The 14,030-nt window shown below is 67.8% G+C and carries 3 protein-coding genes; all 3 read left to right on the top strand.

Features of this window, described 5'->3' with window-relative positions; genetic code table 11:
- The first annotated feature begins 206 nt into the window (after positions 1–206).
- Positions 207–9,041 (top strand): RHS repeat-associated core domain-containing protein, encoded by an 8,835-nt coding sequence (locus ACFOWZ_RS21785; protein ID WP_382375262.1) that lies wholly within the window; start codon positions 207–209, stop codon positions 9,039–9,041.
- Position 9,042: 1 nt separating this feature from the next.
- Complete coding sequence (locus ACFOWZ_RS21780) at positions 9,043–9,381, top strand: hypothetical protein (protein WP_382375260.1); 339 nt, start codon at positions 9,043–9,045, stop codon at positions 9,379–9,381.
- Positions 9,382–9,561: 180 nt separating this feature from the next.
- Positions 9,562–13,890: a ricin-type beta-trefoil lectin domain protein gene (locus ACFOWZ_RS21775; RefSeq protein WP_382375258.1), complete on the top strand. Its 4,329-nt coding sequence runs from the start codon at positions 9,562–9,564 to the stop codon at positions 13,888–13,890.
- The last annotated feature ends 140 nt before the right edge of the window (positions 13,891–14,030 follow it).

Below are 14,030 nucleotides of genomic sequence, written 5' to 3'. Positions count from 1 at the left end.
GCGCCCGGTACCTCGAACCACTCGAGGTACCGGGCGCGGCTGCTTTCACGCGTCTCGGTTCGTGTGACCAGAGTGTGAGCGGGTGGCAGGTACCCTTCGCGCGCACTTCAGCCCTGCGAAGGCGATAACCGAAAACCTGGGGGGACGCGTTGAGACACGCGTGGATCAGCGCTGCGCACAGACGCACGCGCAGACAGTTGTGCCTGTTGCTCGTCTTGCTGATGACGCTGCCGATCCTGTCCGGCGCCGAGTCGCCCTACGGCTGGTCTGGTGCTCTGCCGCTGGGGGCGTCGACCTCCGCACCGGAACAACGCAGCGGCACCGCGGACGGTTCCGGCCACGAGGCCTCCGCCGAGTCCACCCGGATCAACCGTGATCTCCCCAAGCGCGACCAGCCGAGGCCGAAGAACGCGGTCCCCGACCAGGCCGGAGCGCTCCCCGAGGTGAAGGTTCCCCCGGAGGAGGACCGGAAGGTCACGCCGAAGGTCGAGAAGCCCGCTCTCCCTTCGATCGACAAAGACGCCGTAGAACGCACGCAGGACCGCACCGAGACCACTCAGACGTTCGACAACCCGGACGGCAGCCGCACCCTGCGGCTCCACACCGGATCTGCCAACGTGAGGCAGCCGGACGGTTCGTGGCTCCCCGTGGACCTGACCCTGGCACGCGACGGCAGCAGGCTGAAGCCGAAGGTCGCTCCGACCGGTCTGAGCTTCGCCACCGCCAGCGCCGACAGCGCTCTTGTCCAGATCGACGTCGACGGCGACCACAGCATCAGCTACGGCATGCGCGATGTGGCCAACGTGCCGGGAGAGCCGCAAGGCGACCAGGTCACCTACCGCGGTGTGCGGCCCGGTACCGACCTCCGGCTCACCGCCACTCGCGACGGCGTGAAGGAGGACCTGCTGCTCGCCTCCGCGGCGGCGCAGTCGTCCTACTCCTTCACGCTCAAGCTCAAGCGACTCACCCCGCGCATCGACGTCCTCGGCGGCATCGAGCTCGTGGACGGTGACAAGGTCGTCGCGACCATCCCCGCGGGCGTCATGGACGACGCGGCGGGCGTGCGATCGACCGGGGTGAAGTACGCCTTGGACAAGATCGTCGACGACACCTGGACGCTGCGCGTGGACGCCGACCAGGCCTGGCTGCGCGACCCCGCCCGCAAGTTCCCGGTGACCCTCGACCCGACCACCGCGCGGTTCGACACCGATGCCGACGCCATGTTCGTCCGGTCCAACGGCTTCGGTGGCGCCAACGGCGGACTCGAGGTGGGCCGCGTCCAGGGCAACCCGGTCTCCCGCACCTACCTGCACTTCAACAACGCGCAGAACGCGTTGCGCAACCAGTACGTCGTCAGTGCCTCGCTGGCCGTCGACAACGTCTTCTCGACGAACTGCACCGCGCGGCCGGTGTCGGTGTTCGAGGTCACCCAGCCGTGGTCGTCTTCGATGAGATGGCCAGGTGCCGCAGTAGGACAGTCGTTGTCCTCGGCCACGTTCGCGCACGGTGGTGCGGCCGGCACCCCGTGTGCCAACCCGGCGTGGGTGTACTTCGCGCTCGACCCCGACCTGATGACGCGGTGGACGCACGGTTCCGCGCTGGCACACGGTCTTTCGTTGCGCATGTCCGACGAAACGCTGCCGGAGGGACGCCGTTTCGCGTCGGCCAGCACCGTGAACAAGCCGTACCTGGAGGTCCGGTACTCGCCGGAGGGCGCTTCCTACGAGGCCACTGGCGTCACGTTGCCGTCCAACGTCAAGGAAGGGAAGCTCAGCGCCAAGGTCACCAACATGGGCTCGTCGACGTGGTCGTCGGGTGGCGGTGTCCACTTCGGATTCATCATCAAGCAGGGTGACCGCGAAGTCGCGCGCCGCAACGGTTATCGCGCCGATGTCGCCCCGATGGCGACGCACCAGTTCGTGGATTTGCCGGTCCCGGCGCTCGCCCCCGGCGACTACGACCTCTTCCTGACCATGTTCAACCCGGACGGCGCGGACTTCCGCGACGTGCACGGTGTGCCGCACGGGCGGATGCCGCTGACGGTCTTCAACCGCGCGCCCAGCACGGACTACCAGCAGCCCGGCACCGGCGCGACGGTCGAGTCGCTGCGGCCGACGCTGTACGCCGAGGGCGTCGACGTGGACAGGTGGCCCGGCCGCGGTCTCACCCACAAGTTCAAGATCTGCACGGACGCCGCCCTCACTCAGGAGTGCCAGGAGACCCCCGAGTGGGGCGGGCAGTCGTTCTCACCGCAGCTCACCCGCTGGAACAAGACGTACTACTGGGGCGTCAAGACTTTCGACACGGTCGACGAGACGCCGTTCTGGGCTGGACCGCTCGTTCTCACCACACGGGTGCCGCAGCCCGCGATCACCTCGCACCTCGCGGGAAGCCCGAACTCGGTGCAGGGGCCGGGTCTCGACGCGAACATCGGCAACTACTCCACGGTCGTCACGGACACCTCGATCGCGACCGTCGGGCCGGACCTCACGATCAGCCGCACCTACAACAGTCTCGACCCGCGCAAGGACACCGCGTTCGGCACCGGCTGGTCGTCCCGGCTCGACATGCGGCTCAAGCGCGACGACGACCACTCCGACAACGTGGTGATCACCCACCCGACAGGCCGTCAGGTGCGGTACGGCCACAACCCGGACGGCACCTTCGGCTCACCCAGCGGCAGCACCGCGGACCTCGTCTACACCAGGTCCACCGGCCTGTACACGTTGCGGGACACCACCGGCGCCCGATGGCTGTTCGACGGGCTGGGGCGCCTCGTCAAGATCGTGAACCCCGCGGGGCTCACGGAGACGCTCGCCTACGACGACAACGACCGCGTCAAGACGATCACGAACGACACCAGCAAGCGGACGCTGACCGTCACGTGGCAAGGAAACCACGTGTCGTCGGTGACGACCGAGGTGCCGGAGACGGGCAGCCCGGCGCTGGTCTGGACCTACGCCTACGTCGGTGACCGGCTGACGACGGTCTGCGTTCCCGGTGCGGCACCGAACTGCACCACACAGGACTACACGGACGGTTCGCACTACCGCAGCACGGTCCTCGACGATCGTCCGAAGACCTACTGGCGGCTCGGTGAGTCCTCCGGTGACACGTTCGCCAGCGTCACCGCCCGCAGCAACGGCGAGCACGTCGCCCGGCAGCACAACGTCTCGCTGGGCACGGCGGGCGCGCTGGAGGGCACCTCGGATCTGGCGGCGAGGTTCGACGGCAACTCGAGCTACGTGACGCTGCCGGAGAAGCTCACCTCCGAGTCGATGTCGCTCGCGGTCGAGATGTGGTTCAAGACGACCTCGCAGGGCGTCTTGCTGAGCTATGCCGACAAGGCGTTCCCGGAGGCGGCGGACAAGTCGACGCCGGTGCTGTACGTCGGCACCGACGGCCTGTTGTACGGCGGTTTCTCCCGCCGTGACGCAGCTGGTCCGCGCCAGGTGGTCAGCCCGCAGGCCGTCAACGACGACCAGTGGCACCACGTCGTGCTGTCAGCCGCGGTCGACACCCAGACGCTGTACCTGGATGGGAAGAAGGTCGGCGAGCCGCTCGCAGGCCTCATCGACCACAAGCAGCAGACGAAGCTCACCCTCGGCGCCGGCTCCGGCAAGGACTGGCCGGCGACCAACGGCGGGAACTTCCACTTCGCCGGCTCGATCGACGAGGCCGCGGTCTACCTCCACCCGCTCGGCTCGCTCGCCGTGGCGGAGCACCACGCGGCCAAGGGCAAGCTCGACCAGCTGACCTCGATCAAACTGCCGCAGGACAACAGGCAGTTCGCCAAGCTCACCTACGACGACATCAACGACAGGGTGTCGACCCTCGTCGACCACACCGGCCGGTCGTGGTCGCTCGACACACCGCGGATCGAGGGAGCGACCCGCACCGCCGTGCTGCGCGGGCCCAGCAACTTCGGCGACTGGACGTACTCGTTCGACCTGGACAACGGCGGCCGGCTCAAGTCGGTCACGCACGACGGCGCCACGTCCCACAACGAGTACAACACCGCCGGATTCCTGTCCGCCACGATCGACCCGAGCGGCCTGCGCACCGAGCAGACCACGGATGCCCGCGGCAACGTGCTGAGCAGCAAGACGTGCCGTGCAGCCGATTCCTGCAACACCAGCTACTTCACCTACATCGAGTCGGCGGACGCGCTCGATCCACGCCGGGACAAGCTCGAGTCCACTTCGGACGCTCGCTCGACCGATGCGGCGGACACCCGGTTCCGCACCACCTACACCTACGACGCGGCGGGCAGGCCGACCGGTGTCTCCACTCCCGCTCCCGCGGGGGTGACCGTCCGGCCGAGCACGTCGATCACCTACTCCACCGGCGACGAGGACGGGGTCGGCGGTGGCAAGGTGCCCGCCGGCCTGCCGATCACGTCGACCGGCAAGCGCGGCCAGCTGACGTCGATCTCGTACTTCGCGAACGGTGACCAGGCCGCGATCAACAGCCCGTCCGGTCTGAAGGTCAGTTTCACCTACGACGCGCTCGGCAGGCAGAAGTCCGTCACCAGCGGCAACGTGGGAGGCGGAGTCTTCGGCACCACGGCCTACGAGTACACGCCGCGGTCGAAGGTCGCGAAGGTGACCGCGCCCGCCGTGCTGAACCCGATCACCGGCAAGACGCACCAGCAGGTGACGACGTACCGCTACGACAGCAACGACAACGTCCTGGAGACCACGGTCTCCGACGTGCTGCCGGTCGCGGACGGAGGTACGCCTTCACGCACCACGAAGACGGCGTACGACGCGCAGGACCGGTTGGTGCGCACGGAGTTCCCCGACGGTGGAACGGAAACGCGCGCCTACTCGGACAACGGCCTCACCGAGACCGTGACCGACGTCAACAAGGTCGTGTGGACCTCACAGTTCGAGGAACGCGGACTGTTGTTGTCGCGCACGGCGACCGCTCCCGGTGCCGACCCGGAGGACCCCGCCGCGGCGGGCCTGGTCGTCGAGTCCCACGTCTACGACCCCGCGGGCAAGGTGCGGTCGTCGGACGACGCGATGGGCCGCAAGACGACCTTCGCGTACTACGCCGACGGCCTCCTCGCCACCACCACGCGCATCGGCTACCACGAGCCCGACGGCACGGTGCGGGACGTGGTGCTGGAGGACCGCACCTACGACCCGGTGGGCAACGTCGCGGTGCTCGTCACGGCCGGCGGACGCAAGACCACCCAGACGTTCGACGCGGCCGGCCTGCCGGTCACGTCGACGTTCGACCCGGACGGACTGCGGCGTGCGGTGACCTACACGCGCGACGCTGACGGCAACGTCGTCCGGACCGAACGACGTGGTGCCGCCGACGACACCCGCGTCGAGACGACGGCGTACGAGTTCGACTCAAGCAACCAGGTGACGGCGGAACACGCGTACCTCAACGCGAACACCGCCTTCACCACCAGGTACGACCGCGATGAGCGCGGGCTGCTGAAGTCCGTGACCGACCGCCGCCTCAACACGACGACGTTCACCTACGACGCGAAGGGCAACCAGGTCAGCGTGACCTCGCCCTCCGTGGAGGCGTGGGTCGGTGGCGTGCGAACGGCGGGCTTCGCCGGCACGAACACCGCGGGGCGCAACGCGTTCGGGGAGCAGACGCACACCCGTGACGCGGCGAACTCCGTGTCGGTCACCGAGTACGACTCGATGGGCCGTGCCACCAAGGTCAGCCTGCCCGCGTACACACCGCCTGGCGGACAGCCGGTCGTGCACAGCAAGCAGATGGAGTACGACCACGGCGGCAGGCTGAAGAAGTCGATCGACGGGCTGAACCGGGTCACGAGCTACGACCACGACCCGTACGGCCGCGTGACGGCGACGACCCTGCCCCAGGTGGGCGAGACGCCGGCCGTGATCAGGGCGCGCTACAACCGCGCGGGTGAACTGCTCGCGGGCATCGATCCGATGGGGATCGAGACGCGGTTCACCTACGACGAGCTCGGCCGGCAGATCACCTCGACCGAGGTCGACCGCTCCTCCGGTTCGCCGCTCTACTTCACCACCACGACGAAGCACGACCTCGCGGGCAATGCGCTGTCGGTGACCAACTCGATGAACGCCACGTCGAGCGCCACCTACAACGCCGCGGGAGAGGTGCTCACCGCGACCGACCCGACCAACCGGGTGTCGAGGAGCACCTACGACATCGCGGGCCGCCTCACGACGGCCACCGATCCGTCGGGACTGGTCTCCAGCCAGACCTACGACCTGCTCGGCCGGGCGGTTCGATCGGCGAGCGTGGTCAACGGCACCGAGTTGCGTGCCGCCACGGCGGAGTACGACCCGGCCGGCAACGTGCTGAAGCGCATCTCGCCGCAGGGTCGCGTGTCGAGCTTCGAGTACGACGCGCTCGGCCGGACGGTCTCGCAGACCGAGAAGGTCGACGCGACCAAGTCGATCGTCACGTCGTTCGGCTACGACAAGCGCGGCAACCGCAGCCGGTTCGTGGACGGCCGCGGCAACGCGACGGTCTACACCTACACCCCGAGCGGCCTGCCCGAGTCGACGGTCGAACCGGCGACGGCGACCACGCCGAACGCGGCGGACCGCACGTGGACCACGGTGTACGACGCCGCGGGCCAGATCGTCCGCGAGCTCAAGCCCGGCGGCGTCTCGGTCGACCGCGAGTACGACGCGCAGGGCCGGGTGAAGCTGGAACGGGGCACGGGCGGCGAGGCGGCCACCGCGGACCGCACGTTCGGCTACGACCTCGCCGGCCGGATGATCACGATCGGCGGTCCCGCGGGCAGCAGCGGCTACACCTACGACGACCGTGACAACCTCCTCACCTCGTACGGTGCGGGCGGCTCGGCGACCTACACCTACAACGGTGACGGCACGATCGCCACCCGCAAGGACGTCACCGGCGAGGCGTCGTTCACCTACGACCTCGCGGGCAGGCTGCTCAGCACCGCCGACCCGTTGTCGGGCCGCACGGTCGACTACGGCTACGACACCGCCGGCCGGCTCGGCGTGGTGGCCGACCGCACGGTGAGCACGTGGTCGTCCCGCAGGCTCGCCTACGACCCGCTCGGGCGCCAGACGTCTGACCAGGTCCAACAGACCGTGGAAGGCGGCCTGCGCGTCCTGGTCGGCGCCGAGTACGGCTACGACCTCGACGGCAAGGTGACCTCGAAGAAGGTCACCGACACCGCGGGCTCGGTCAGCAACACCTACGGCTACGACGGCGCGGGCCGGTTGACGTCCTGGACCGGTCCGGCAGGCACCACGGCCTACCGCTGGGACGACTCGGGCAACCGCGTCGGCGCCGGCGCGACGACGTTCGAGTACGACGAACGCAACCGGCTGAAGTCCGGCGGGGGCGCGACGTACACCTACACGCCGCGCGGCACTCGTGCCTCCGTGACGCAGAACGGTCAGACCACGACGTCGAACTTCGACGCCTTCGACCGCCTGGTGTCCGCGGGTGCGGTCAACTACCGCTACGACAGCCTGGACCGCGTCACCGACCGCAACGGCGTGGCGTTCAAGTACCAGGGCCAGACCAACGACGCCGTCAGCGACGGCAGCAGGCTGGTCAGCAGGTTGCCCGACGGCGCGGCGTTCTCGGACAAGGCCGCGGGCAGCACCCTCAAGGGCCGCATGTTGTTCGCGGACCTGCACGGCGACGTCATCGGCCGGTTCCTCGGTGGCGCCGTCGACGGTCTGCGCACCTTCGACCCGTTCGGGTCTGTCACCAGCTCGTCCGGTGACGTGTCCCCGCTCGGCTTCCAGGGTGACTGGACCGATGGGGCGACCGGCTCGGTGAACATGGGCGCGCGCTGGTACTCGCCTGGTGCCGGCCAGTTCGTCAGCCGTGACGACTGGACGCTCGACCCGTCGCCGTCGTCAGCGGGCAACCGGTACGCCTACACGAACAACGACCCGCTCAACCAGATCGACCCCAACGGGCACGTGCCCTGCACCCCTGGGCCAGGTAAGTCGATTCCCGGTATTCCCTGGGGCTGGCTGAACATCTTCCTGTCCAGCTCTTCGGTGATGGATTGCGGGAACCGCGTCGTCTACTGCCCGCCCGGCAACAGGCTCCCGCACGCGGCGCCACCAGGCTCGTTCTGCGACACCGGGCCGTACAGCAGGCAGAACTACTACAACGAGGAACCGGCTCTCAGGCAGGGCTACTGCAAGCACTACACAGGCGGCAAGTGCCCTGACCGTCCGAACCAGACGAGCAGCGACCGGCCGAGCGTCAACCAGCCAGGTGTGGGTAACAGGCGCAACCCGCAGGTGGTGGCTCCGAAGCCGCCGCCTCCGCCGAAGTGGTGGCGGGACGCGCACCGGTACCTGCCGCGTCCGCAGTTCGACGTCAACCTCGTTCCGAGGTCGCCCGACGTCGTGACGCTGCCGCCGGCTGACCAGGTCAAGGACGATCGCGACCAGGACACCACGGACTCCACCAAGACGACGGAGGACGACAAGAGCAACAACGCTCCCGACGCGCAGCCGACCAATGATCCGAAGTCGACGCCGCCGCCGAATGGGATTCCGAGGCCGCAGATCGGCCTGGACGCCAACATCCTGATCTACTGGTACAACTACAACGGCAGATTTGACCACCTCACGGACATGATTGAAAGCACCGTGCAGGGGCACGACATTGTGATCTCACCCCAGGCTTACCGCGAGTTCATCTACGGGAGGTCGAGCACGCCCAATCGTGAGCGGCTCGAGTGGTACGGGAAGATGATGAAGGACCGTGGCCGGTCTGGTGCCATCGAGCGGGAGGATGAGGTTCGTGCTCTCACTCAGCGAAAGTTGTGGGATTCGGACAGGCAAAAGTGGAAGAAGATGCTCAGAGAGGCGGACGCTCGCGTCTACGACTCGGTGCGGCAGGAGAAGAATGGGTCGTTGCTGCTCTTCACAGGCGACATCGTGCTCTGTGAGCATGCGCGCCATGATGGCCATCCAGTCGTCTATCTGAACAGGGGCGACGGGCAACCGGGTAGTGCCAACAACGTTGGCACTATGTACTGGGACAGCTGCGGAAAGCAGAAATGAAATGGTCTTCAACATTCTTTGGATATCGCCACCGGAATGGTGTCCGAGCTGCGGTTCCGGAAAGAACAGGGGTGTCCAGTTCAAGTACGGCGCCTTGGATCAGGGTGACTACCGGATCGGTGACACGTTGCGGTGGGGCGAGTTGGACGAGGGGGAGCCTGGCCGCCGTCATGTTGTCGTGCTCGGTCAAGGACTTGGCTGTGTCAACTGTGGTTACAACGATGACGAGGATTTTCGGATCGATATCAAGTCCGATGTTCTGGTGTCGGCTGAGGTCGACGACGGGGAGATGGACTACCTCTCGCAAGGGCATTACTACTGGTTGGTGCTTGAAAGATAGCCTCACCGTTTCGATCGCGAATGGAATGAAATGAGAAGATTGCGACGTGCGGCCGTTTCGGCCGTGTGTTTCACGCTGGGGGCGGCTGTCGTCGCAACACCGGGTTGGGCGGCTGCGCCGCCTACCGGTGCCAGACCGGACGTGGTGAACTCCGCTGACGATGCCAGACCTGGTCAGACGGTGCCGAAGGATGCGAAGGGCCGCAGCCTCGTCTACGTCGAGGGCCCGCGGGCGGACCAGCTCAAAACCGCCGTGCTCGAAGCAGGAGGCTCGGTCAGCGGTGAGGCGGGTGGCCGGGTCAAGGCCGCAGTGCCGAAGGACAAGCTGGATGTGGTCGCGAGCCAGCCCGGTGTGACGGAAGTGCGGCTGCCTGACCGCGCGGTGCCGATGGCGATCACGTCGGAGGGCGTCGTCGCGGCGAAGGCGAACCTGTGGCATGACGCGGGGAAGAAGGGTGCCGGCGTCAAGGTCGGCATCATCGACATCGGGTTCGGTGATGTGGCCGCGTCGCAGGCGGCGGGTGAGTTGCCGGCGAACGTCACGATCAACAACGACAACTGCCTTGACGCCGCGGAGAAGCCGCAGCACGGCACCGGTATCGCCGAGATCGTGTACGACATGGCCCCCGAGGCCCAGTTGTTCTTGGCCTGTATCGAGGACACGTTCAGTTTCGACCAGGCCGAGACGTGGCTGCGGCAGCAAGGCGTGCAGGTGATCTCGTCGGCGGTCGGGTTCCTGGCGCCGGCCGGTAGCCGTGGTGACGGCACCGGCGATGCCGGCAGCCCCGCCGAGGTGGTCAAGCGCAGCCGGCAGGCGGGGATCCTGTGGAGCGTCGCGGCGGGCAACCAGGCACGGCAGCACTACGCCGGCAAGGCGATCGACTCCAACGGCGATGGCTGGGCGGAGTTCGGTGTGTCCCGGCAGAACGGTTTCCCGTTGGATCCGAGTGCTACAGCGACGGTGGGGTTGCGCTGGGATGCGTGGCCGAAGACGAAACAGGACCTCGACCTCTACATCTCGACTTCCGAGAATCCCCCGACCGGGCTGAACGACCCGAACGTCGTCGCGGTGTCGACGCGGTCGCAGAAGGACACGCCGGACGGTCTGGCACCGACCGAGTCGGTGACCTTCCGCAACACTTCGGGCGCCACCAGGACCTACTGGGTCTACGTGAAGAACCACAACGCCCCGCTCAACACGCCGATGGAACTGTTCGTCAACGGCTTGGGGCTCAAGCAGCAGCTGCAGCAGTACACCGAGGCCGGCAGCATCGTTGAGCCCGCCACCTCGCCGCACGTGATCGCGGTTGGTGCGACTCAGCCGGGGTCGGGGCGAGTGCAGGACTACAGCAGCCGCGGTCCGACGATCGACGGCCGGCAGAAGCCCGACATCACCGGCTACGACCAGGTGTCGACCAAGTCGATGCTCGTCATGAGCGGTACCTCCGCGGCAACGGCGCACGTCGCCGGCGCGGCCGCGTTGTTCAAGTCAGCGACTCCGGCGCTTGACGCGGGACAGCTTCAGACCGCGCTGCAGAACGCGGCGAACCCGAAGCAGTCCAGCAACACCTGGGGCAACGGTCCGCTCAGCGTCGGATCGCCCAGCACACCGCCCACCGCGCCGAACGGGTCGGGGTTCACGGTGTTGCAGCAGCAGTACCGCTTTCACAGCGAGGCGTATGCGGCGAACGAGGTCAAGACGCTCACGTTCTCCGATCTGCCGAGCGACACCAAGTCCGTGGCGATCACCGTGTCCGCACGCGGGACCGCCAGCGACATCGGTGACTTCGCCATCGAGGTCGCGCCCGGTGACCCCGCACAGCTGGGTGGCAAGGTCCCCGCGCTCAACGCGCGTGGGGACAGCGGTCAGACGTGGCAGTCGCTGACGATGTTCGCGCCACTGGACAACGCGCGCTCGCTCAAGGTGCGCAACCGCGGCAACGGAAGCGTGTACGTGGTGGTCGAACTGCTCGGCTACTTCAGCCCGCAGAACAGCACCGACACCTACGTCGCCAAGCCCAAGCCCGAGCGGGTGCTCGACACGCGGGGGTATCCGGTTGTCAGTGGTGGCAGCGACCGCAACACGCCGCTCGGCGACACCAACACGACGAACTTCGTGGATCTGCAGATCCGCGGTGTCGCCGGTGTGCCGCAGAGCGCGCGGGCGGTGGCCCTGAACCTCACGGGGTTCGAGGCTTCGGATCAGACGTTCCTGGTGGCGCACCACAGTGCCGAGACCCTGAGCTACACGTCGCTCGCGGTCTATCCCGGTGACCGGCGGACGAACCTGGTCATCGTGCCCATCGGCGCGGACGGCAAGATCCGGTTGACCAACAACAGCCCGTCGGTGGTCGGTGCCGCGCTGGACGTCGTCGGCTGGTTCGGACCGGATGCGGGTGGCGCGAGATACGTGCCGTTGACCGGCGTCAGCCGGGTCGCGGACACGGCCACGGGCAACGGCGTGCCGAAGGCTCCCGTGGGTCACGGCCAGGTGGCCACGTTCCAGGTGAGCGGGGTCTCGGACGTCCCGGCGTCGGCCACGTCGGCGGCGGTGCTGATGACCGGCAGGGACGACAACATCGGTACCGAGCTCAGCGCGGTGGCGAGCGAGGTCGGCTGGATCGCCTCCGGCCAGGTGTCCGCGCGCAAGCAGGAGACCGCGTCCGGGCTCGCCCTGATCCCGCTCGGGACCAGCGGCAAGGTCGACGTGCGCAACGAGCGCGGGCAGACCCGGCTGACGGCGGACGTCACGGGTTACTTCGTCGGTGGGACCAAGGTCGCCACCCCCGAGGTCGCGGGCAACTGCGTCACCGCCAAGGACGAGCCGGGGTTCAACGCCGCGTTCGACGGGCGGACCGAGTCGCACCTGCGGTCGTGGGTGTCGAACGGCCAGCAGATGTCGCCAGCGGGTTGTGAGCTCGTCACCGCGGACGGCGTGGACGTCAACTGGTACACGGCGCACACCTACGCCAACGACTACACGCTCAAGCTCGACTGGAAGGCCACGTCGGCCGACTCCGACTCCGGCGTGTACGTGCTGATGACCGATCCGGGCTCGACCGCCGGCTCGCCGCGCACGAACGGGTACGAGGTGCAGATCTCGCCGACGAGCGCCGCGCCGGAGTTGCAGACCGGTGCCATCGTCGGTGCGCGTCCACCGGACACGACGACAGCGGTCAAGCCCGTCGGTGAGTGGAACACGTTCGAGCTCAAGGTCCGCTGGAACACCGTGACCGTGTTCCTCAACGGGCAGCGGGTCAACGAGTACGGCTACTCGGACGCGACCGCGGTTGCGCACAACACGTTCATCGGGATCCAGAACGACAACGTGGGCCAGCCCGTCCGGTTCCGGAACATCCGGATCAAGCGGGACACGCCGGTGCTGGCGGGCAATCTGAAGAACGACTCGAGCGGCAAGTGTCTCGACGTGTTCGGTGGTGACCCGAAGCAGCCGGTCGTCCAGTTGTGGACGTGCCACACCGAGTTCGCCCAGTCGTGGACGATGCACGACGGAGTCGTGCTCGCCGGCGGCAAGTGCCTGCGAGCGCCCGGCCAGGCCGAGGGCACCATCGCCGTCCTCGCCGAATGCCAGGGTGACGAGCCCCAGCAGTGGGTTCTGCGAGGGGACAACAGGCTGATCCACCGGCACTCGGGCCGCTGCCTCACCCCGCAGTCCAGTGCTGAGGGAGCGCGGCTGGAGCTGCGCAACTGCGCGGCCTCGAACTCCTCGCAGACGTGGACCACGCCGGCGAACCGCAACGGCAGGGCCGGCATGGTCTTCGCCGCGGCGGGCCAGTGCCTCGACGTCTACGGCAACGATCCGACGCTGGACAAGGTGGGTGTCTTCACCTGCCACGGTGGTGTCGCCGAGACCTGGGCGGCGCCCGGCGACGGCACGCTTCGCGGTGGTGGCAAGTGCCTCAACAGCACGAGCACCAACGAAGGCGGCTGGGTCACTCTCGCGTCCTGCAACGGCTCGCAGTACCAGGTCTGGTCCCCGCAGGTGGACGGCACGCTGCTCAACCCGCTCTCGGGCCGCTGTCTCACCCAGAGCGCCGACGCGTACCAGCTCCTGATCACCACCTGCACGGGCGGGCCGTCCCAGGTGTTCCGGCCGGGGTCGTACGCGACCTGGAACGGGTCCGTGGTCGGTCTCCAGACGAAGTGCCTCGACATCAACGGCTCGACCCTCAAGGCGAACCTGTGGGACTGCAACGGGAGCCCGGTGCAGCACTTCTGGGCGACGGGAGACGGCACCATCAGGGCCAGCAGCCACTGCGTCGACATCGACCACCGCAACAACGGGGCGGACGTCGGTCTGGCCACTCCGTGCCGGGGCACCACGGGGCAGGTGTGGTCCGCCCGGTACGACGGCTCGATCGTGAACGCGTTGGCCGGCCAATGTCTCGACGTCTGGACCGCGAACGCGGCGAACGGCACGCCGGTGAGGATCTCGTCCTGCCACCGCGGCCTCAACCAGAGGTGGGCAACACCGGTGAACCCGAGTTGATCCGGGTGATCTGACTCCAGGTGGCTCGTCGCGGCGGGGGTTGCTCCGGCTTCCCCCGCCGCTTGCCCACTTCATCGACCGAACCGAAATACGGGGGGAATCAAATGAGAAGATTGCGACGGGCGGCCGTTTCGGCCGTG

This window comes from Lentzea rhizosphaerae (genome assembly GCF_042649515.1).
Taxonomy (GTDB): Bacteria; Actinomycetota; Actinomycetes; order Mycobacteriales; family Pseudonocardiaceae; genus Lentzea; species Lentzea aerocolonigenes.
Note: the sequence above shows the minus strand (reverse complement) of the source record. Positions and strands in the feature narration are given on the sequence as shown.